General features: G+C 68.4%; 21 protein-coding genes. 9 read left to right on the top strand and 12 right to left on the bottom strand.

Features of this window, described 5'->3' with window-relative positions; genetic code table 11:
* Window position 1 precedes the first annotated feature (1 nt).
* Complete coding sequence (locus PMES_RS03435) at window positions 2-1,210, bottom strand: biopolymer transporter ExbB (protein WP_159964117.1); 1,209 nt, start codon at window positions 1,208-1,210, stop codon at window positions 2-4.
* A gap of 68 nt (window positions 1,211-1,278) precedes the next feature.
* Window positions 1,279-1,821, bottom strand: a complete 543-nt coding sequence (locus tag PMES_RS03430; RefSeq protein ID WP_159964116.1) for a gamma-glutamylcyclotransferase — start codon at window positions 1,819-1,821, stop codon at window positions 1,279-1,281.
* Window positions 1,822-1,885: 64 nt separating this feature from the next.
* Here PMES_RS03430 and PMES_RS03425 point away from each other — a divergent pair, with 64 nt between their 5' ends.
* The gene (locus PMES_RS03425; protein ID WP_159964115.1) at window positions 1,886-2,917 is read left to right on the top strand and encodes a DUF2125 domain-containing protein; all 1,032 of its coding nucleotides are present in this window, start codon (window positions 1,886-1,888) and stop codon (window positions 2,915-2,917) included.
* 7 nt (window positions 2,918-2,924) lie between these two features.
* Here PMES_RS03425 and PMES_RS03420 read toward each other — a convergent pair whose 3' ends face one another.
* Window positions 2,925-3,686, bottom strand: coding sequence for an NAD kinase (locus PMES_RS03420; protein WP_159964114.1), 762 nt, complete (start codon window positions 3,684-3,686; stop codon window positions 2,925-2,927).
* A gap of 196 nt (window positions 3,687-3,882) precedes the next feature.
* Here PMES_RS03420 and glyA point away from each other — a divergent pair, with 196 nt between their 5' ends.
* The 3 genes from glyA to PMES_RS03405 all read left to right on the top strand — a co-directional run bounded on the left by glyA (window position 3,883) and on the right by PMES_RS03405 (window position 6,445).
* Entirely contained in the window at window positions 3,883-5,178 is a 1,296-nt protein-coding gene (gene glyA / locus PMES_RS03415) for a serine hydroxymethyltransferase (protein WP_159964113.1), read from the top strand.
* 4 nt (window positions 5,179-5,182) lie between these two features.
* A complete protein-coding gene (locus tag PMES_RS03410) occupies window positions 5,183-5,962 on the top strand; it encodes an alpha/beta fold hydrolase (RefSeq protein WP_236549680.1) in 780 nt (259 codons plus the stop codon).
* A gap of 135 nt (window positions 5,963-6,097) precedes the next feature.
* Window positions 6,098-6,445: a hypothetical protein gene (locus PMES_RS03405; protein WP_159964112.1), complete on the top strand. Its 348-nt coding sequence runs from the start codon at window positions 6,098-6,100 to the stop codon at window positions 6,443-6,445.
* A 52-nt stretch (window positions 6,446-6,497) separates the two neighbouring features.
* Here the strand turns inward: PMES_RS03405 and PMES_RS03400 are convergent, their stop codons facing one another.
* Both PMES_RS03400 and lepA read right to left on the bottom strand, forming a co-directional pair.
* Window positions 6,498-6,992, bottom strand: a complete 495-nt coding sequence (locus PMES_RS03400; protein ID WP_159964111.1) for a cytochrome b — start codon at window positions 6,990-6,992, stop codon at window positions 6,498-6,500.
* Between the two features lie 287 nt (window positions 6,993-7,279).
* A complete protein-coding gene (gene lepA / locus PMES_RS03395) occupies window positions 7,280-9,082 on the bottom strand; it encodes a translation elongation factor 4 (RefSeq protein WP_159964110.1) in 1,803 nt (600 codons plus the stop codon).
* A gap of 199 nt (window positions 9,083-9,281) precedes the next feature.
* Between lepA and gntA the strand changes: the two genes are divergently transcribed.
* The 3 genes from gntA to PMES_RS03380 all read left to right on the top strand — a co-directional run bounded on the left by gntA (window position 9,282) and on the right by PMES_RS03380 (window position 11,151).
* Window positions 9,282-9,956 carry a guanitoxin biosynthesis heme-dependent pre-guanitoxin N-hydroxylase GntA gene (gntA, locus tag PMES_RS03390; RefSeq protein ID WP_201288948.1) on the top strand — a complete coding sequence of 225 codons (675 nt, stop codon included), beginning with the start codon at window positions 9,282-9,284 and terminating at the stop codon, window positions 9,954-9,956.
* Window positions 9,953-10,627 (top strand): DUF1989 domain-containing protein, encoded by a 675-nt coding sequence (locus PMES_RS03385; RefSeq protein ID WP_159964109.1) that lies wholly within the window; start codon window positions 9,953-9,955, stop codon window positions 10,625-10,627. Before gntA ends, PMES_RS03385 begins: the two co-directional genes overlap by 4 nt.
* Before the next feature lie 224 nt (window positions 10,628-10,851).
* Complete coding sequence (locus PMES_RS03380; RefSeq protein ID WP_159964108.1) at window positions 10,852-11,151, top strand: hypothetical protein; 300 nt, start codon at window positions 10,852-10,854, stop codon at window positions 11,149-11,151.
* 260 nt (window positions 11,152-11,411) lie between these two features.
* Here PMES_RS03380 and rpmB read toward each other — a convergent pair whose 3' ends face one another.
* Both rpmB and meaB read right to left on the bottom strand, forming a co-directional pair.
* On the bottom strand, window positions 11,412-11,699 hold the full coding sequence (gene rpmB, locus PMES_RS03375) for a 50S ribosomal protein L28 (protein WP_159964107.1): 288 nt from the start codon (window positions 11,697-11,699) through the stop codon (window positions 11,412-11,414).
* Window positions 11,700-11,825: 126 nt separating this feature from the next.
* Window positions 11,826-12,839 (bottom strand): methylmalonyl Co-A mutase-associated GTPase MeaB, encoded by a 1,014-nt coding sequence (meaB, locus tag PMES_RS03370; RefSeq protein WP_159964106.1) that lies wholly within the window; start codon window positions 12,837-12,839, stop codon window positions 11,826-11,828.
* Between the two features lie 83 nt (window positions 12,840-12,922).
* Between meaB and hrpB the strand changes: the two genes are divergently transcribed.
* Together hrpB and PMES_RS03360 are read left to right on the top strand one after the other, a co-directional pair.
* On the top strand, window positions 12,923-15,415 hold the full coding sequence (gene hrpB, locus PMES_RS03365) for an ATP-dependent helicase HrpB (RefSeq protein WP_159964105.1): 2,493 nt from the start codon (window positions 12,923-12,925) through the stop codon (window positions 15,413-15,415).
* 150 nt (window positions 15,416-15,565) lie between these two features.
* Window positions 15,566-15,817 carry a hypothetical protein gene (locus tag PMES_RS03360; RefSeq protein WP_159964104.1) on the top strand — a complete coding sequence of 84 codons (252 nt, stop codon included), beginning with the start codon at window positions 15,566-15,568 and terminating at the stop codon, window positions 15,815-15,817.
* On the opposite strand, the gene PMES_RS03355 is transcribed toward PMES_RS03360, so the two are convergent.
* The 5 genes from PMES_RS03355 to PMES_RS03335 form a co-directional block, all read right to left on the bottom strand.
* Window positions 15,802-17,013, bottom strand: coding sequence for an acyl-CoA dehydrogenase (locus tag PMES_RS03355; RefSeq protein WP_159964103.1), 1,212 nt, complete (start codon window positions 17,011-17,013; stop codon window positions 15,802-15,804). The two genes, PMES_RS03360 and PMES_RS03355, sit on opposite strands and share 16 nt — an antisense overlap.
* Window positions 17,014-17,016: 3 nt before the next feature.
* The gene (locus PMES_RS03350; protein ID WP_201288947.1) at window positions 17,017-18,540 is read right to left on the bottom strand and encodes a class I adenylate-forming enzyme family protein; all 1,524 of its coding nucleotides are present in this window, start codon (window positions 18,538-18,540) and stop codon (window positions 17,017-17,019) included.
* A 61-nt stretch (window positions 18,541-18,601) separates the two neighbouring features.
* Window positions 18,602-19,396 (bottom strand): enoyl-CoA hydratase-related protein, encoded by a 795-nt coding sequence (locus tag PMES_RS03345; RefSeq protein ID WP_159964101.1) that lies wholly within the window; start codon window positions 19,394-19,396, stop codon window positions 18,602-18,604.
* The gene (locus PMES_RS03340; protein ID WP_159964100.1) at window positions 19,393-19,842 is read right to left on the bottom strand and encodes a PaaI family thioesterase; all 450 of its coding nucleotides are present in this window, start codon (window positions 19,840-19,842) and stop codon (window positions 19,393-19,395) included. Before PMES_RS03340 ends, PMES_RS03345 begins: the two co-directional genes overlap by 4 nt.
* A 1-nt stretch (window position 19,843) precedes the next feature.
* A complete protein-coding gene (locus tag PMES_RS03335) occupies window positions 19,844-20,974 on the bottom strand; it encodes an acyl-CoA dehydrogenase family protein (protein WP_159964099.1) in 1,131 nt (376 codons plus the stop codon).

The following is a 20,974-nucleotide window of genomic DNA, read 5'->3' as shown; positions in this document are numbered from 1 at the left end:
ATCAGCTCCGCCGCCCGGTCAGGCCCGCCGCGGGGATCTCCGGGCGTCCGCCGCTGCGCACGGCGCGCACGACCTGACGCAGCTCCTGGCGCAGCTCGGCGACCGTCTCCTGGCGCCCGGCGGCCTGTTCTTCGAGCAGGCGCAGCACGGCCGTGTCGATCGAGCGCAAATGCATCCGGCTTTCGCCGTCGAGGCCCCCCTCCGTGTCCGGCACACGGTCCTGCAACAGGGCGACGAGCCGCTGCTGCCCGTCGGCGATCCGCGACAGCGCGTCATCCTCGCGGCCGCGCGCCAGCGTCTCGCCCAACGTGCCGAGGGCGCCCGCAACCGCGCCGAGTTCGGCATCGACGCGCGCCCGCCCCGCTTCAGAGGTTGCGATCAACTCGTGCAGGCGGTCGATCTGCGCCGACATGTGCTCGACCAGGGCAAGCGAAAGACCGCCCTCGCCGGTGCCCTCGCCCTCCCCTTCCGCACCCGCGAAGCCGAGTCGGGTGATGGAGGAGAGCCATTCCTCCAACTCCCTGTAGAAGCGATTCTGTCCGTGGCTGGCGAACAGCTCCAGCAATCCCACGACGAGCGAGCCGGCGAGGCCGAGCAGCGAGGATGCGAAGGCCACACCCATGCCGCCCAGCTGACGCTCGAGCCCGCTCATGAGCCGCCCGAAGATCGCCATGCCGTCCTCGCCCTCCGACGGGGTGAGCGCGCGGATCGTGTCGACGATGGCCGGCACCGTCGTGGCGAGCCCGTAGAAGGTGCCGAGCAGGCCGAGGAAGATCAGCAGGCTGACGATATAACGGGTGATGTCGCGCGCCTCGTCGATCCGGGTGGCGACCGAATCGAGGATCGAGCGCGACGACGAGGCGCTTATGTGCCGCTGGCGCCCGCGCGAGCGCAGCAGGGCGGCGAGCGGCGCAAGCAGGCGCGGCGCCTTGACCATGTCATGGCCGGGCACCTCCGCCGCGAAGCCCTCGATCCAGTTCACCGACTGGATCAGCTGCAATTCCTGCCAGAAACAGGCCAGCACGCCGATCACGAAGACGAAGGCGATGAACCCGTTCAGCCAGGGATTGGCGAGAAAGACGGGTGCGACGCTAGGAAAGGCGATGTAGGCCCCGACCGCCACGAGCAGGAGAACCATGATCATCGTGATGATCTGGCGCACAGGCTGTGAAAAATAGGGCTCGGCCTTGCGGTCCGATCGGTCCCTCATGAAAATGTCCCGACATTCGTTCGGTCGCAGGATACTTCCTTGGCGGCAAAAGCCAACCTGCGCAAGCTTCAGTCCCCGCTCAAGGCGCGCACGCGGCTTGAAAGCCACTCAAGATCGGTATCCCCGATCCCGAGCTCGCTCAGATGCGCGGCCGTGTTGTGGAGATATTCGGTATTGGGGCCCCGTCCGCCCCTGGCGCGGGCGATGATCCCGGCCTGCTCCTCCAATGCGAGAGCGCCGCAATACTGCGCATGCGCGCGGTCGATGACGTAGGTGACGGCGGGAAGCCTGCGCCCGTCGGCAAGATCGATGTCGAGCCAGCGCTCGAGATAGGCCGAGGAGATCAGCTCGCGCGCGCGCAGCGCGTCGAGGGTCTCGTCCTCATGGCCCGGCGCGACGCGGAAGGCGACCCCCCTGCAATGCGCATCGTCCGATGCATCGAGAGCCAGAACCAGCCCCGGTGCCTCCTGCGTTCCGCGGTGGTGCACAGAGCGCATGCAGAAGGCCCTGCGATATCCCGGCAATGTCGCGACCAGGCGCTCGGCCACCTCGAATCCGGGATTCCAGATCAGCGAGCCATAGCCGAACACCCATAGCGGGTCTTGTGTCATCTGCTGGTCCTCCTTGAGCGCGCCCTGTAAACACCAGCGAGCGCAGCAGCGAAAGGGTGCGGTTATGCGAAAGCTGATCTTGGTTCTGATCGCCGCCTCGATCCTTTGGGGCATCTACTGGTTCATCGGCGCGCGCACCGTCGAGCGGGGCTTTGCCGGGTGGATCGAGCAGCTTCGCGCAGGCGGCACGCAGATCGAAGTCGCCGCGATCGACACGCGCGGCCTGCCGAACCGTTTCGACACGACCCTGACGGACATCGCCCTCGACCTGCCTGACCGATCGTTTTCCTGGCGCGCGCCTTTCGCGCAGGTGCTGGCCCTGAGCTACAAGCCGAACCATGTCATTGCCGTCCTGCCCGACCGGCAGTCGTTCGAATGGCGCGGAACGCCGCTGACGCTCGAGGCGGAGCGCCTGCGCGGCTCGCTCGTGATGCGGCCGGAACTCGCCCTCGGCCTTGACCGCTCGAGTTTCGTGGGCGAAGCGCTTGCCCTGTCGGGGCCGGGCGGGTCGGGCCTGCGGGTCGAAGAGCTGCGCCTTGCCACCCGCCCCGGCGCGGGCGGCGCGCGCCCGGTGCACGATATCGGCTTCGAGCTCGATGACGCGCGGCTGATCGCTGGCCGCGGGAATGGACCGCTGGCGGGCCTGCCGGATGATCTGCCCGAGCTGATCGAGCGGGTCCGCGTCGATGCCACCGTCACCTTCGATGCCCCCCTCGACCGGCATGCCTTCGTCTCCGCCGCGCCGCGCCCCACGCGGATCGATCTGCGCGATGCGCGCATTACCTGGGGCATGATGGAGCTGGAGGCCGCCGGCGAGCTGCGCATCGGCCCGGACGGAGTGCCGGAGGGAGCCGTGTCTCTGGCCGCGACCCAGTGGCGCGAGATGCTGCGCCTGGCGGTCGCGGCGGGGCTGGTCGATCCCGGTCTCTCGGGCACCATCGAGACGGGGATGGGACTGCTTGCCGGACTGTCGGGCGACGGCGCGCTGCGCCTGCCGCTCACCTTTGCCGGCGGGCGCATGTCACTGGGCCCGGTGCCGCTCGGGGCCGCGCCCCGTCTCTTCGGCCCCGGCAGCGCGGGCGCGCCGGCGCGCTAGGCAAGCTTCAGGTGAACTGTTCGGTGATGAGCCGCTCCTCGAGCCCGTGACCGGGATCGAAGAGGATGCGGTGGCGCACGCTCGGCTCCGAGCGTATCTCCACCGCCACCACGTCGCGCACCGAGCGTCCGTCCGCGTCGGCCATGACGGGACGCTTCTCGGGCTCCAGCACGTCGAAGCAGACGGTCGCCGTCTTGGGAAGCAGCGCCCCGCGCCAGCGGCGCGGGCGGAAGGCGGCCATGGCGGTCAGCGCCAGCACATCCGAGCCGATCGGCAGGATCGGACCATGGGCGGAATAGTTGTAGGCGGTCGAGCCGGCCGGCGTGCAGACCAGCGCGCCATCGCAGACCAGCTCCTCCATGCGCACCTGCCCGTCAACCTTGATGCGCAGCTTGGCGGCTTGCGGCCCCGCCCTCAGCAAGGAGACCTCGTTGATTGCCAGCGCCTCGCGCACCTCGCCGTCCGAACGGGTCGCGCACATGACGAGCGGATTGATCACCTCGAGCTCGGCGGCGGCGAGCCGGTCGGGCAGGTCGTCCTCCGAGAACTCGTTCATCAGGAAACCGATCGTTCCGCAATTCATCCCGTAGACCGGCGCCGAGAGCGCCATCGTGCCATGCAGCGTGTGCAGCATGAAACCGTCCCCGCCCAGGGCGACGATCGTCTGAGCGTCCTGCGGCGGCACGTTGCCGAAACGGCTCGAAAGACGCTCGAGGGCCGCCTGCGCGATCTCGGTGTCGCTGGCGAGAAAGGCGATGCGCGATTCCACAGTGATCTCCAGGCCCTCCCACGCGCGCAGGTCCGCGCGATCCCAGACTTGACCGGCGCGCCGGACGATTACAACCCTTCACGCCGGGGCGCCCGGCGCTGACGATGCCGCGCGCGGTCATGCGCTCTTTGCACCGGGGATCGGCTGCGATAAACCCCGCTCATCTTCCGCCGCCCTTCCAAAGGAGCCTGCCGACATGAACGCACCCTCACGCGATACCGGATTCTTCACCTCGGCCCTCGCCCAGACCGATGCGGAACTCTTCTCCGCGATCACCGACGAGCTTGGCCGCCAGCGCGACGAGATCGAGCTTATCGCCTCCGAGAACATCGTCAGCCGCGCGGTGCTCGAGGCGCAGGGATCGGTGCTGACGAACAAGTACGCCGAAGGGTATCCCGGCCGGCGCTACTACGGCGGATGCCAGTATGTCGATGTGGCCGAGAACCTGGCCATCGACCGCGCCAAGCAGCTTTTCGGCTGCGATTTCGCCAATGTGCAGCCCAATTCCGGCAGCCAGGCGAACCAGGGGGTCTTCACCGCCCTGCTCGCCCCCGGCGACACCATCCTCGGCATGAGCCTCGACGCGGGCGGGCACCTGACCCATGGCGCCAGGCCCAACCAGTCGGGCAAGTGGTTCAACGCCGTGCAATACGGCGTGACCCGCGACACGCTCCTGCCCGACTACGACCAGATCGAGGCCTTGGCCAAGGAGCATCAGCCCAAGATGATCATCGCCGGCGGCTCCGCCATCCCGCGGATCATCGACTTCGAGCGGATGCGCGAGATCGCCGACATGGTCGGCGCGTGGCTGCTGGTCGACATGGCCCATTTCGCGGGGCTGGTGGCGACCGGCGAATATCCCTCGCCCTTCCCGCATGCCCATGTCGCGACGACAACGACGCACAAGACCCTGCGCGGCCCGCGCGGCGGCATGATCCTGACCAATGACGAGACGATTGCCAAGAAGGTCAACTCGGCGATCTTCCCCGGCATCCAGGGCGGCCCGCTGATGCATGCGATCGCGGCCAAGGCCGTCGCCTTCGGCGAGGCGCTGCAGCCCGGCTTCAAGACCTACCAGCAACAGGTCGTCGCGAATGCGCGCGCCTTGTCGGACGAGCTCATCAAGGGCGGGCTCGACATCGTGACGGGCGGCACCGACAGCCACCTTCTGCTGGTCGACCTGCGGCCCAAGGGGGTGAAGGGCAACACCACCGAGGCGGCGCTCGGACGGGCCCATATCACCTGCAACAAGAACGGCATCCCCTTCGACGACGAGAAGCCCACGATCACCTCCGGCATCCGCCTCGGCACGCCGGCGGGCACCACGCGCGGCTTCGGCGAGGATGAGTTCCGGCAGATCGGGCGCTGGATCAGCGCGGTCGTCGACGGACTCGCGCAGAACGGTGCCGAGGGCAACGGGGCGACCGAGGAAAAGGTGCGCGGCGAAGTGGCCGAGCTCTGCGCCCGCTTCCCCATCTACCAGGGTCTCTGAGACCATGGGAGCGCGTCCCGGCGCGGTGGACCTGACGATGATCCGCCATGATGGCGGCGGCGACGCGCCGCCGCTGCTCATCGCGCATGGCCTCTTCGGTTCGGCGCGCAACTGGGGCGTGATCGCCAAACGCCTGTCGGACCGCGGCCCCGTCATCGCGGTCGACATGCGCAATCACGGCCACGCGCCGCATAGTGACGCGCATGACTACGAGGCCCTTGCGAGCGATCTTGCGCGCGTTCTGGAAAAGATCGGCCCGGCCGATCTCCTGGGTCATTCGATGGGCGGCAAGGCGGCAATGGCGCTGGCGCTCCTGCATCCGGATGCGCTGCACCGGCTCGTCGTCGCGGATATCGCGCCGGTCGCCTACGGCCACAGCCAGGCGCATCTCATCGAGGCGATGAAGCGGATCGATCTGGGCGCGGTCACGCGGCGCGCCGATGCCGACGCGGCGCTCGCGGCCCATATCGAGACGGCCAGCCTGAGGGCCTTCCTGCTGCAGAGCCTCGATCTCGCCGACAAGCGCTGGCGCTTCAATCTCGATACGCTGGAGCGCGAGATGGCGCGGATCACCGGCTGGCCCGGCATTCCGGGAGAGTTCGCCCGGCCCACCCTCTTCCTCACCGGCGCCAAGAGCGATTATGTCCTGCCCGAGCATCGGCCCGCGATCCGCGCGCAATTCCCCAAGGCCCGCTTCGCCAAGCTGACCGGTGCGGGTCACTGGCTCCATGCCGAACGGCCGCGCGCCTTCGAGGCGTCCGTGCGCGCCTTCCTCGACGCCTGAAACGGCGCGGCCGAGCCCCTTGGCGAGGCGGCGCGCGCGGTTCTCGTGGCCTCCGGGCCGCACGGGATCTGGACGTGCCCGGCGCAGGCACTACTGTGCCAGACGTCTTATGTCCCTCGTTCAGGAAGAAATTTCATGTCCACCACAGCTGCCATCGTCGGCGTGATCCTCGCCGGCATCCTCGGGACGGTCGCCAATTCCTTCGCGATCTCCTATCTTTTCGGTGTCGAGGCGATGCCACTGATCCTGGATGCGGGGCGCCTGGCGGTGGCGATCCTCGTCGCGATCCTGCTGATCCCGATCTTCGCACGGATGGGCGGGTTCGCGGCCTGGATCGTTGCGCTCGCCGCGCTGACGGTGATCCCCTCGCTGCTCGCCGTCTACGTCTTTGCCGCCGAGGCCCCGTGGAGCGTCGTGCTCGGCGTCAACTTCGTCTACGCCCTGGTCGCCACCATCGTCTTCGTGGCGATGCGCAAGGGCTGAAACAGCCGGCTCCCTCCCGTTCGGCACAGCCGGGGAGAGGGAGCCGGCGCGTTCAATCGCGCTCGGAGACCATCCTGTTGACGACGCCGTCGCGCTTGAAGAGGTGCCACATGGCCCCGGCGAAATGCGCGGCGATGAGCAGGAGCAGCAGCAGCGAGGTCCAGCCGTGGACCGCCGCGATGAGCTGGCTCCCGGTCAGCACGGCCAACATGCCGGCGAGCGGCATCCCGATCAGGATGACATAGAAGGCGTAATGCGTGCCGCGCGAGATCTTCTGAATCATTTCGGGCTCGGTATCGGGCGGCGGCGGCACGGCATGGCGGCGCCGCAGCACGAGCCGCGCGATCATCGCGATCAGGATGCTGCTGCCGATCAGGGCATGGACGATCGCCGTCCCGCCATTGGTGTCGTATGAATAAAGGCCTTTGTCGAAAGTCATCTGCATCGCCGGTCCGGTCAGGTACTGGACCGCGACGAGGGTGACCACGAGCCAGTGCATCGCCATCTGCGCGTTATGATAGGGGTATGGAACGGCTGAACTTGACATAAGATGATTCCCACTCTGTTTGGACATCAAGAGTAAGGCACCGAGCCGGGTTCCGCGTTTATTGCACGCCGTGCCGCAAGGTCGCAGCCCGCGCCGCCAGCGCGGTCCCCTCGTCATCTGTGAATGCCGACAAAGCAGCTCCTGCCGGATGCAGTCATTCGGCAGGAGCATCGAGCCGTGGATACGCGACCCGGTTACGGGACAGCTTGTGCGGAAGACGCCCCGGTCAGACGATCATAGCACGAATCGGCATGGATCGTGAGGCTTTTCTGACGAGCGCCTGCCGGTCAGCTGTCCATCTTCAGCGCGTTGATGAAGGCTTCCTGCGGGATCTCGACCTTGCCGAACTGCCGCATCTTTTTCTTGCCGGCCTTCTGCTTGTCGAGCAGCTTGCGCTTGCGGCTGGCATCCCCGCCATAGCATTTGGCCGTGACGTCCTTGCGCATGGCGCTCAGCGTCTCGCGCGCGATGACCCGGCCGCCGATCGCCGCCTGGATCGGGATCTTGAACATGTGGCGCGGGATCAGCTCCTTGAGCTTCTCGCACATTGCGCGGCCCCGCCCTTCGGCACGGTCGCGGTGCACCATCATCGCCAGCGCATCGACCGGTTCGTCATTGACCAGCACGCTCATCTTCACGAGGAAATCCTGCCGGTAGCCGATCATCTGGTAGTCGAAGCTGGCATAGCCCTTCGTGACCGACTTGAGACGGTCGTAGAAGTCGAACACCACCTCGTTGAGCGGCAGGTCATAGACCACCATGGCCCGGCTGCCGGCATAGGTCAGGTCCATCTGGATGCCGCGGCGCTCCTGGCACAGCTTGAGCACATCGCCGAGATATTCGTCCGGCACCAGGATCGTCGCCTTGATGCGCGGCTCCTCGACATGGTCGATCGTCGCGGGGTCGGGCATGTCGGCCGGGTTGTGGAGCTCGCTCATCGTGCCGTCGCGCTGGTAGACATGGTAGATGACCGAGGGCGCGGTGGTGATAAGGTCGATGTCGTATTCACGCTCGAGCCGGTCGCGCACCACTTCGAGGTGCAAGAGCCCCAGGAACCCGCAGCGGAAGCCGAAGCCGAGCGCGGCACTGGTTTCCATCTCGAAGGTGAAGGAGGCGTCGTTCAGGGCCAGCTTCTCCATCGCATCGCGCATATCGTTGAAATCGTTCGCATCGACCGGGAAAAGGCCGCAGAAGACGACCGGAACGGAAGGCTTGAAGCCCGGCAGCGCCTCGGCGGTGCCCTTCTTCTCGGTGGTGATCGTGTCGCCGACGCGGGTGTCGCGCACCTGCTTGATCGACGCGTTGAGATATCCGATCTCGCCCGGGCCGAGCTCCTCGACCGCGGTCATGGCGGGGCGATAGACGCCGACATCATCGACGTCATAGGTGCCGCCCGTCTTCATCATGCGGATGCGGTCGCCCTTGCGCAGCACGCCGTCGATGATCCGCACGATGACGATCACGCCGAGATAGCTGTCATATTTCGAATCGACCAGCATCGCCTTGAGCGGCGCATCGCGCTCGCCGGAATGAGGCGGCGGCAGGCGCTTGACGATCGCCTCGAGCACGTCCGGAATGCCGAGCCCGGTCTTGGCGCTGATCTGGACGGCGTCATGCGCCTCGATGCCGATCACGTCCTCGATCTGCTCGCGCACGCGCTCGGGCTCGGCGGCCGGAAGATCGACCTTGTTGAGCACGGGGACGATCTCGTGATCGGCCTCCATCGCGGTATAGACATTGGCGAGCGTCTGCGCCTCGACCCCCTGGCTCGCATCCACCACGAGGAGCGATCCCTCGACGGCGCGCATCGAGCGGCTGACCTCGTAGGCGAAGTCCACGTGGCCCGGCGTGTCGATCAGGTTGAGCACATAGGTATGGCCGTCCTTGGCCGGGTATTCGATCCGGACCGTGTTCGCCTTGATCGTGATCCCGCGCTCGCGCTCGATATCCATCGCATCGAGGAGCTGCTCCTTCATGTCCCGCTCAGCCACCGTCCCGGTCAGCTGGATCAGCCTGTCGGCGAGGGTGGATTTGCCATGGTCGATATGCGCGACGATGGAGAAATTGCGGATATATGAGAGCTCTGTCATGGCTTGGATATGCGGCGGAATCGGGGGCCGGTCAAGCGCCGCAAGCGACCCGTGACGCGCCCGGTGCGCGGCCCCGCGCGTATCCCGCCGCCAGCCTTGCCCATTCCCACGGCCGCCCCTGCGACATCCCGCGGCACGGGGGCGAGGGAACCGTCCAATCGGACCGGTCGTTTCGCGTCTACTTGCGAGAGAGGGTGGCATGATGCCTGAGGTAAGCGTGAAGAGTGCATTCGAGGATTTCGTCCAGTCCGAGGCTTTTCCCTGCGTGGGGGCGAAATCCGCTCTCGTGCGGGATGCCATTACCCTGTGCGAGGCACGGGAGTTCGACAATCCGGGAAGCGATCTCGATATCTACCGCGCCCTGGCCCGTTTCGGCAGCGACATCCTCGATCCCGAGGGCCCGCTCGTGCAATCCTTCGTCGTCGTCTTCAACGGTCCCGGCGAGCCCATGGAGGAGATCGCCTTCGAGCGGCAGATGTGGAACCGCATCCAGTCCCTGCACAATCTCGATGTCGCCTGCGGCAATGCGTGGGACGAGAGCACCTCCCACGATCCCACCTCGCCACATTTCTCGTTGAGCCTCGGGGGACAGAGCTATTTCGTGATCGGCCTGCATCCCGGCGCCTCGCGCAGCGCGCGGCGGTTCTCGCGTCCCGCCCTCGTCTTCAACTCCCACGAGCAGTTCGAGCGGCTCCGCGCCGATGGCCGTTACGACCGGATGCAGAAGGTCATCCGCGAGCGCGACCGCGCCCTCGACGGCGAGATCAACCCGATGGTCGCGGATTTCGGCCTCGGCGCGGAAGCGGCGCAATACAGCGGCCGCCAGGTCGACCGCAGCTGGGTATGTCCCTTTGCCAAGAAGGATGTTGCATGAGCCGCGCAGAGAGCCAGCAGCGCCCCGAGGCACCCGCCGCCGGAACCCACCGCATCGCACCGCGCAGTGGAACCGCGTTCCTCCTGCCGGCGGGGCATTACCTCACCGTCATCGACCCCGATGGCGAGCAGGTCTCGGACCTGCTCGCCTACAACGTGGATGACCGGCGCGAGTATCTTTCGTCGGGACGCAGCATCGATTACGCCGGGCGGATGTTCCTCAGCACCGGCGATCCGCTCTACTCCAACCGCAGCAACGTGATGCTGCGGATCGTGCGGGACGAAGTGGGCCGGCACGATTTCACGCTGACGCCCTGCTCGCGCGACACGTTTCGCATCATCTATGGCGACACGGAGCCTCATCATGGCTGCCAGGGCAATCTCGAGATGGCGCTGGAGCCCTTCGGCATCGGTCCCGACGACATCCCCATCGCCTTCAACGTTTTCATGCATGTGGCCGTCGACGCGCAGAGCGGCACGGTTTCGGTCGAGCCGCCCCTGAGCAAGCCCGGCCAACGGCTCTTGCTGCGCGCCGAGATGGACCTGATCATCGCGATGACCGCCTGCTCGGCGGGACAGTCGAACAATTTCACCTACAAGCCCATCGATTACAGCGTGGATGCCGACATGCCCGCGTGGGCGGCCGCGACACCGCGCGCAGGGGCGGCCTGAGGCGCAGCCTGCGCGGGCGGCTGCGCCTCAGGCCGCGCGAGGTCAAGAGGAGGATCGCGGCGCGGTCCGCCACATGCGGAACACATCACGAACTTACGAAAATACGATTTTCTGGATTTCTGAATTGTCCGAATCCCCATGAAATGGCAGTCTGGTGTCACGGCAGTACACCCAGCATACATCGCGAGAAACGCGGGACCGCTGGATTTGACACGAGGCAGGTCATGAAGAAACTCATCACGCTTGCGGTTCTCACCGCATTCTCTGCAACTGTGGCACAAGGTGGCGTCATCGAACGCGCTTGTCTGAAATCCGATCGCAAGGCCGCCAATCGCGCGCTCTGCGGTTGCATCCAGCAGGTCGCCGACATCACGCTCGACCGCCGCGACCAGAAGCTCGCCGCGACCTTTTTCAAGGATCCGCATCAGGCGCAGGTCGTCCGCCAGTCATCCGATCGCAATCACGAAAGCTTCTGGCGCAAATACAAGGCCTTCGGCCAATCCGCTCAGAACTACTGCAGCTGACGGCCGGCCTTTCGGGCAAGTCCCGGGCAGGCGCGTAACGATTACGAGGGCGGGATGGCATAAGCTGTCCGGCCCTCTTGGCATGTCCGCCGCATGACCCCGAGGCCTTGGCCGATCCGGCACGGCATTCCGCGTGGCGGCGGGGCCAAAGCATCGCTGCCGATCATCCCGGCGGGACGATCCCCGATGGGGCCCCCTCCCCCGAAACGCCAAAGGCCCCGCATGATGCGAGGCCCGGCGGTAGATACCCGAAAGACGGATCAGGCGGCTGCCTGTGCCTTCGCGATCTCTTTCTTGATGCTGAGCGCGTTGGGCGACAGCTCGGCTTCCTTGGCTTTCGCCATGAAGCCGTCGAGCCCGCCGCGGTGGTCCACGGTGCGCAGCGCGGAGGCGGAGATGCGAAGCTTGAACGTCCGGCCCAGCGTCTCGGACATCAGCGACACGTCGTTGAGGTTCGGGAGGAACCGGCGACGGGTGCGGTTCTTGGCGTGGCTCACGTTGTTGCCCGTCATCGGGCCTTTTCCGGTCAGTTCGCAGCGGCGCGACATGGGTGCTTCCTCGTCTTGGCGCGGGCGGCACGGAAGCCTCCACGCATGTTACACAGCACCGCACGCGCGGCGCCTGATCATCGGGTCAGGGCGATGTAAGGGCATTGGGCCGAGGCGTCAAGCGATTCATCCCCGCGCCGGGGGGCCGCCGGGCGTCGGTGCCGCCTCGAAAAGAAGGGTCAGCACGCGCGCCGCGGCGGCGCCCGGCGCCGCCTCGCCCTCCGCCACGGCCCCCCGCGCCTCCCTCAGCGCCGCCTTGATTCGCGGGTCGGCCCGCAGACGCTCCATGATCCCGTGCCGCACGGCGTCGTCGAACCAATGGCCCGCCTGCGCCGCGCGGCGCCGGTCCCAATGCCCGTTCTCGCGCCGCCAGGACGCGAGCGCGCCGATCTGCGCCCAGGCCTCCTCGATCCCCGCGCCGCTCACCGCCGAGACGGTCAGCGCCTTGGGAAAGCCGGGCGCATCGCCCTCGCGCCGACGCAGCAGGCGCAGCGCACCGGCGTAATCGGCGCAGGTCCGGCGCGCCTCCGCCTCGAGCGGGCCGTCGGCCTTGTTCACGAGGATCAGGTCCGCGATTTCCATGATCCCCCGCTTCACCCCCTGCAGCTCGTCGCCCCCTCCCGGCGCGAGCAGGAGGACGAAGATGTCCGACATCTCCGCGACCATGGTTTCCGACTGTCCCACGCCGACCGTCTCGATCAGCACCGTGTCAAAGCCGGCCGCCTCGCACAGGGCGATCGATTCGCGGGTCCGCCGCGCGACGCCGCCAAGCTCCGTCTGGCTGGGAGAGGGCCGGATGAAGGCGCCGGGCGCACGGGTCAGCCGCTCCATCCGGGTCTTGTCGCCCAGGATCGAGCCCCCGGTACGCGCCGAGGACGGATCGACCGCCAGGACCGCCACCTTGTGCGCGCGCTCCACCAGGTGCAGCCCGAACGCCTCTATGAAGGTGGATTTTCCCACTCCGGGTGTGCCCGACAGACCGAGGCGAAGCGCCTGTCGCCCCTCCCCCGCGAGACGGTCGAGAAGGGCCGCCGCGCGGTCGCGGTGATCGGTCCGTCCACTTTCCACGAGCGTGATCGCGCGTGACAGGGCACGGCGGTCCCCGGCCAGAAGCCGGTCGGCGAGTTCTGCATCATCCATCATGACTGCCGATGTGGCCGTGCGAAGGGGGGTTTGTCCAGAGGATCTGGTCATCGGGCGGGTGCATCGGATATGCCGTCGCCATGTCGACAGCGCTTCCAATCGATGCCGTCCTGCCGGAGCTGCGGACCGCCCTTCGGGCGCGGGGATGCGCCGTGCTGCAGGCGCCCCCGGGGGCGGGCAAGACGACGGGCGTGCCGCCGGACCTGCTTTCTTCCGGAATGGTCGAGGGGCGGATCGTGATGCTCGAGCCGCGCCGCCTCGCCGCACGGGCCGCGGCTGAACGCATGGCCGCGCTTCTGGGCGAGCCAGTGGGTCGGCGTGTGGGCTACCGCATCCGCGGCGAGGCGCGCACCGGACCGCAAACCTGCATCGAGGTGGTGACGGAGGGCATCCTCACACGGATGATCCAGTCCGATCCCGCGCTCGATGGGGTCGGCGCCATCATCTTCGACGAATTTCATGAACGCTCGCTCAACGCCGATCTGGGCCTCGCGCTGTCATGGGAGATCCGCGAGGCCCTGCGCCCCGACCTGATGCTCCTGGTCATGTCTGCGACACTCGACGCGGCGCCCGTCGCCGCCCTCCTCGGGGGTGCGCCCCTCGTCACCGCGCAGGGCCGCGCCTTCGATGTCGAGACATGCTGGCTGCCTGTCCCGCCTGCGCCAGGCGCGCGGTTGGCGCCCGGCATCACCGATCTCGTTCTGCGCGCCGAGGCCGAGACCGAAGGGGGCATTCTCGTTTTCCTGCCCGGCGAGCGCGAGATCAAGCAGCTCGCCGCGGCCCTTGCGCCGCGCATCGCGCCCGGAACCGTCATGCGGCCGCTCTACGGCGCCCTTCCGGCCGCCGAGCAGCGCGCCGCCCTCGCGCCGCTGGAGGAGGGGCGCAAGCTGATCTTGTCGACTTCGATCGCCGAGACCTCGCTGACAATCGACGGCATCAGGGTCGTGGTGGATGCCGGGCTGGCCCGGCGGGCCCGCTTCGATCCGGGATCGGGAATGAGCCGGCTCGTCACGGAGCCGGTGAGCCGCGCCGAGGCGGCCCAGAGGCGCGGGCGCGCCGGACGTGTTGCCCCGGGCCGCTGCTACAGGTTCTGGACACGCGGCGCCGAAGGGGCCCTGCCCGCCTTCCCGCCTGCCGAGATCGAGGTGGCCGACCTCGCGCCGCTGGTGCTCGAACTGGCGATGTGGGGGAGCCGCGATCCCGCCGCCCTGTCCTTCCTGACGCAGCCCCCGAGGGGCGCCTGGGACGAGGCGCGGGCGCTGCTGCGTACGCTCGGCGCGGTGGAGGATGATGGTGCGATCACCGCGCATGGGCGCGATCTGGCGCGTCTTCCGGTCCATCCGCGCCTGGGGCACATGCTGACCCGCGCGGGCAAGGGAGCGGCCAGGCTCGCGGCACTGCTTGCCGAGCGCGATCCCGTGCGCGGCGCGGGCGCGCGGGGGGCGGAGCTGACACTGCGCCTCGAGGCGGTCGAGGATCCGGCCCGGACGGAACGCGCCAGGGGCGTGCAGGTCGACCGTGCCGCCGTCGCGCGCATCAGGGCGGATGCAACCCGGCTGGCCCGTGCCGTCTCCGGCGTCGAGGCGGACACGGCGGTTGCGGCCATCTCGCACGGGCCGGCGGGCGCCGCGGCGCGGGCGGCCGCGATCGCCTATCCCGACCGGATCGGTTTGCGGAGGCCGGGTGATGCGCCGCGCTACCTGCTGTCGGGTGGCAAGGGGGCGATGCTCGACGCCGCCGACACGCTTGCCGGTTGCCGGCTGCTGGTCGTCACCGATACCGATGGCCATCCGCGCGAGGCGCGGATCCGACAGGCGGCCGAGATCAGCGAGGCGGAGCTGCGCGCGGTGCATGGCGCGCATATTGCCTGGCACGATGTCTGCAGGTGGTCGCGGCGCGCCTCGAAGGTCGTGACGCGTCAGCAGGAACGCTTCGGCGCCATCATCCTTGACGACAGGATATGGTCCGACGCCCCGGGGGACGCGGTGGCGGAGGCGATGCTCGAGGGCGTGCGGCAACTGGGTTTCTCCCCCGCCCCGGCGGCCGCGCGTTTCCTGGCCCGCGTGGCGCTGGGGCGCGCGGCCGGGCTGGCGCTTTTCGACCCAGATCCCGAGGCCTTGATGGACGAAGCGCGAGAGTGGCTTCTACCGCATCTGGGCGGGGTGCGCAGCGCCGCGCAGTGGCGCCGGTTCGACCTGCTTCCACCCCTGCGCGCGCGGCTCGACTACGCCGCGACCAAGGCGCTCGACACGCTCGCGCCCGGCCGTTTCGACACGCCGCTCGGTCGCAGCGTCCCGATCGACTATTCCGGCGACGAGCCCGGGATCGAGGTGAAGCTCCAGGAGCTTTTCGGTGTAACGCGTCATCCGTCGGTGGCCGGGCGGCCCCTGCGCATCGCCCTGCTATCGCCCGCGGGACGGCCCGTGCAGGTGACGATGGATCTCCCCGGCTTCTGGGACAGCTCCTACGCCGACGTGCGCAAGGATATGCGCGGACGCTACCCGCGTCATCCCTGGCCCGAGAACCCGCGCGAGGCGACACCGACGCAACGGGCCAAGCCGCGCGGCAGCTGACGGAAGGTATCGTCTGGCCCTGCACCTGCCGGCAAGCAGCGATTCCCCGATCGCGGCCCGCCCGCTTGCCGGCTGCGCCGTGCTGCTCTAGGCCTGTGGCAAGGGGATGTGCGCCCCGCCGCGCATGTTTCAGACAGGAAAGGCAGAGCCATGCAGCTGACCGAAACCCTTGCCGACGAGCTTGCGCAGGAAGCGTTGGCCGTCGCGACCAAGCTCAAGGATGACAGCGTGATCGGGCGCGTCGCCGAGGCCATCGGAGCCTCCTCCACCACGATGGAGGAAGCGTTCCTGACCGCGGTGCGCATCCGGCGGGCCGAGACGCGGGCGCGGGCCCTGCTGGGCGCCTTGCGCGAGGGGCCGGCGGCGCCGCCCCCTCCCGAAGACGTTCAGAAGAACGCCTGAAGCCCGGTCTGGGCGCGACCCAGGATCAGGGCATGCACGTCATGGGTGCCCTCGTAGGTGTTGACCGTCTCGAGGTTGACCATGTGGCGGATCACCTGGAACTCCTCGGAGATGCCGTTGCCGCCATGCATGTCGCGCGCCTGCCGCGCGACATCGAGCGCCTTGCCGCAATTGTTGCGCTTCATCAGCGAGACAAGTTCCGGCGAGGCACGGCCCTCATCCATCAGGCGGCCGAGACGCAGGCTGCCCTGCAGACCCAGTGAAATCTCGGTCTGCATGTCGGCAAGCTTCTTCTGGAAGAGCTGCGTCTGGGCCAGCGGCTTGCCGAACTGCTTGCGGTCGAGCCCGTATTGCCGCGCGGCATGCCAGCAGGCCTCGGCCGCGCCCATGGCGCCCCAGGAGATGCCGTAGCGCGCCCTGTTGAGGCAGCCGAACGGCCCCTTGAGCCCTTGCACGTTCGGCAACAGCGCGTCCTCGCCGACCTCGACGCCCTCCATCACGATCTCGCCGGTGGTGGAGGCCCGCAAGCTCAGCTTGCCGCCGATCTTGGGCGCCGAGAGACCCTTCATGCCCTTTTCGAGGACGAAGCCACGGATCTTGCCCTCATGGGCCTCCGACTTGGCCCAGACCACGAAGACATCGGCGAAGGGGGCGTTGGAGATCCACATCTTGGAGCCCGAGATGACGTAGCCCCCGTCGGTTTTCCTCGCGACCGTCTTCATCCCGGCCGGATCGGAGCCTGCATCGGGTTCGGTCAGGCCGAAACACCCGATCAGGCTGCCCGCGGCGAGGCCCGGCAGGTATTTCTGCCGCTGCTCCTCGGAGCCGTAGGCATGGATCGGATACATGACCAGAGAGGACTGCACCGACATCATCGATCGATAGCCCGAATCGATCCGCTCCACCTCGCGCGCGATCAGCCCGTAGGTGACGTAGTTGCTGCCAAGCCCGCCATATTCCTCGGGGACGGTGACGCCGAGCAGGCCGGCCTCGCCCATCAGCGCGAAGAGCGCCGGCTCGTCGCGCTCCTCGCGGAACGCGTCCGTCACGCGCGGTTGCAACTGGTCGGCGGCGAAGGCCGCCGCGGCATCGCGCAGCATCCGCTCGTCCTCGTCGAGCAGATCCTCGATCAAGAACGGGTCCGCCCATTCGAAAGTGCCCAGTTCGGGGCCGTGACCGGCAGTATCCTTAGGCATGGTTCAATCTCCCTTTGGCGAGGCGTCGAGCTGCGCGGCGAAAGTGCCCAGCAGCCTGTGTTTCAGTATCTTTCCCGTCGCGGCGGCGGGCAATCGATCCACCACCAGGATGCGCGATGGGCGCTTGTAGCTCGATAAGTGCTCGGCGGCGAAGGCCTTGAGCATATCCTCGTCGGCCGCTCCGGGCGCCGTGCATTGCGCGAAGGCCAGCACTTCTTCGTTGCCGCCCTCGACGCGCCGTCCGACCACGGCGCACTGCACCACCGCCGGATGGGCGTTGATCGCCGCCTCGACTTCCGGCGGGTAGACGTTGAAGCCCGAGCGGATGATAAGCTCCTTGCAGCGTCCGACCACATGCAGACAGCCATCCGCGTCGATACGCCCCAGATCCCCGGTGCGAAGCCAACCATCCGCCGAAAGCACCCGCGCCGTCTCCGCGGAATTGAGGTAGTATCCCTTCATGACATGCGGTCCGCGGGTCACGATCTCGCCCACCCCTTCCGCATCCGGCGCATCGATGCGCACCTCGATCCCCTCGAGGGGGCGGCCGACGCTGGTATCCGCCGTGCCGATCGGGTTGCGCGTGCCGCAGGTGCCGGCGGTGCTCTCGGTCATGCCGTAACCGTTTTGCAGGGGCAGCCCGTAAAACGCCTCCGCCTTGCGCTTCCATGCCGGATCGAGCGGCGCCGCGCCCGAGGAGACATAGCGAAGGGCCGCCCCGTCGAGGCGGTCCATGCCAAGCTCGGCGGTGTGCTTCATCAGCAGGGCATGCATCTGCGGCACCGCCGGGAAGACGGTGACGCCGGCGCGCAGCGCGGCCAGCAGGCGCTCGGGCGTGAAGCGCGCCTCGAGCTGCACGGCGGCGCCGCTGCTGGCCGAGGCCATCAGCATCGAGGCCAGGCCGAAGACATGGGTCAGCGGCAGCGCGCCGTAGATCACATCACCCGGCACGAGGTCGCGCAGCCTCGCCGAAGCCGCTCCGGCGAAAAGCAGATTGCCATGCGTCAGCATCACCCCCTTGGGATCGCCGGTCGTTCCCGTCGTGTAGAGCAGGACCGCGACATCCGCGCCCGGCACCATGGCGGCCGGTGCCTGCGCAGAAGGAGGAGCGGCGAGCGCGAGCGGGCCGAAGCCCGTCTCCAGCCGCGCGGCGCCGGCGGTGTCACCATGCGCCTGCGCTTCTTGCGAGGCGCCGCAGGTATAGGCGACGAGCCGGGGTGCGCAATGCGCCTCGATACGGGCAAGCTCGCCGGACGTCATGCGCGCGTTCACCGGCACCGCCACCGCGCCGAGCGCCGAGGCCGCGAAGATCAGCACCGCCGTCTCGAAGGCGTTCTCGGCCACGATCAAGAGGCGGTCCCCCGGCCCGAGGCCGCGGCCGCCGAGCAGTTCGGCCGCCTCCCGCACGGCGGCGGCATAGCCCGCGTAATCGTGCTCCTCGCCCGCATCGGTGATGATCGCCGGGGCGCCGGGGCGGCGCTCGGCCTGCCCGGCGATGAGTTCATGGATCGCCTCTGCGCCGCTCATGTGACGCATTCCGCCATGTCGCCCGCATGCCGGATGGCTGCGGATCGGGTCTCAACCTGTGTCATGGCTCCCCTCTCAGTTTGGCGAAATCGGCAGGTCTCCTGCCAAGAAATGCCGCGATGCCTTCCGCAGCCTCGGCCTGCCCTTGCGCATGGGCCATGGCACGCGCCTCGGCCGTGAGCTGCGCCTCGACGCCCTCGGTGCGGCCCTGCTCGAGCAGGGCCTTGATCGCGGTTTGCGCCTTGCCCGGTCCGGCGGCGATCTCGGCCGCCAGCTCCCTTGCGCCCGCCAGCGCGCCGCCCGCGGGGGTCATCAGGCTCAGCGCGCCGAGCGCGTCGAGCCGCTGTGCGCCCACCGGCGCCCCGGTAAGCGCCATGCGCGACAGGAGCATCGGCGGCAGGCTGCGCGCCAGCACCGCCAGCACCCCGCCATCGGGCACCAGCCCCGCCTTGACATAGGCCAGGGTGAAGCGCGCATCCTCGGCGGCGACCAGCAGATCGCAGGCAAAGGCAATGGAAACGCCGGCCCCCGCGGCCCCGCCCTCGACGGCGGCGATCACCGGACGCGGGCAGGCCCTGATCGCGCGCACCGAGCGATGCAGCACCTCGATATGCGCGCTGCGTTCGGTCTCGGTAAGCTCCGCGCGCGTCGCCAGGATATTGAGATCCCCGCCCGCGCAGAAGAAGCCGCCCTCCGCACACAAGATCACGGAGGCGATCCGCGGATCGGCCGCCGCCCGTTCGAGCGCCGCGCAGAGCGCCGCGTGATATTCCGCCGTCAGCGCCCCGCGCCGGGCCGCGTTCGTGTTGACCACGAGAAGCCTGTCGCCCTCGTCCTCGACGCGCACGAAGCTCATGACCGCCCCTCCGCATCACCGGGCGCCGGAGTGACCCGGCCTGGCGGCACCGGCTTGAAGACACCGCTCGCCGTGGCGATCAGCGTGCCGTTCTCGTGCACCAGCTCGCCGGCGATGAACTTCACCGAGCGACCGCCCCCGGTGATCCAGCCCGTGGCGGTCAGCGCATCACCGATCTGCGCTGAGGCGAGGAAGTTGGTCGTGAGGGAGATCGTCAGGAACGGCGCCATGCCGGTCTCGTCCACGCTCAGCGAGCCCGCCGCGCCCATCGCGTTGTCGAGCATCGAGACCGCGATCCCGCCATGCAGGCGGCCATGGCGGTTGGTATGGTCGCCAGTGAGCGTCAGCCTGCAACGCGCCATCCCGTCGCCGCCGCCCACATCGAGCACATAGCCCAGCAGGCGCTGTGTCCCCGTCTCGCCCTCGATAATGCCCTGCGCCGCCATGTCAGGCCACCGCGCCCAGCGCCACGAAGCGGCCCAGGTGGTAGGTGCTGTCGCCAAGGCGGTGATCGGTCATCGTCAGGCGGCGCGCCAGGTGGGCAAGCTCGTATTCCTCGGTCATGCCGATGCCGCCATGCATCTGGATCGCTTCTTCGGTGACATGGCGCGCGACGCGGCCCACAAGCTGCTTGGTCGCGCTGACATTGATCTCGCGCTCGCGGCGGGAGAGTTGCAGCCGCCCGCACAGGTTGATGACAGCCGAACGGGCCTGCTCGATCTCGATGAGCATGTCGGCCATGCGGTGCTGAAGCGCCTGGAACTTGCCGATCGGCTGGCCGAACTGCTTGCGGGTGCGCAGGTAATCGGCGGTCAGCGCGCGCGCGGCCTCCATGAGGCCCAGCGCCTCGGCGCAGAGGGCGGCGGTTCCGCGGGCCTGGGCATATTCGATCGCGTCATGCGCGCCGCCTTCGGCGCCGAGCAGCGATCCGCTCCCCGCGCGCAGCCCGTCGATCACGAGCTCGGCCGCGCGCCCCCCATCCGCGAGGGGATAGTCGCGCCATTGCAGGCCGGCGCTGTCGGCAGGAACGGCAAAGAGGCTGATCCCACCCGCATCATCGCGCTCCCCGGAGGTGCGGGCGCTCAGCACGAGCATATCGGCCTGCGCGCCGCCCACCACGACCGCCTTGCGCCCGTCGATGACGTAATCGTCGCCCTCGCGCCGCGCCGTCGTTTCGACCCGCGACAGGTCATAGCGGCTCGCAGGCTCGCCATGGGCATAGGCCAGCGCGCGGGTGCCGGCGATCACCTCCCCGAGCAGGTCGGCATGCGCGTCCCCCGCCTGCGCCAGAAGCCCCCCCGCCAGCACCACTTCGAGCAGCGGCGTGACCGCGCCCGCGCGGCCCAACTCCTCGAAGACCACGGCGAGATCGAAGCCGGCGCCGCCAAAGCCCCCCTGCTCCTCGGTGAAGAGGGCGCCGATCACGCCCATCTCCGCCAGGCCGCCCCAGAGCTCGGGATCGACGGCGGCCTCGGCCTCGACGGCGGCCGCACGGCTTTGCGGATTGGCGGCCTGCACGAGATAGCGCCGCAGCCCGTCCTGGAGCATCTGGCGCTCTTCAGTCAGATCGAAGTTCAT

It is taken from the genome of Profundibacterium mesophilum KAUST100406-0324 (genome assembly GCF_009835145.1).
GTDB classification, from domain to species: Bacteria; Pseudomonadota; Alphaproteobacteria; order Rhodobacterales; family Rhodobacteraceae; genus Profundibacterium; species Profundibacterium mesophilum.
The sequence above is the reverse complement of the archived record's forward strand: the minus strand, read 5'-3'. Positions and strand labels throughout refer to the sequence as shown.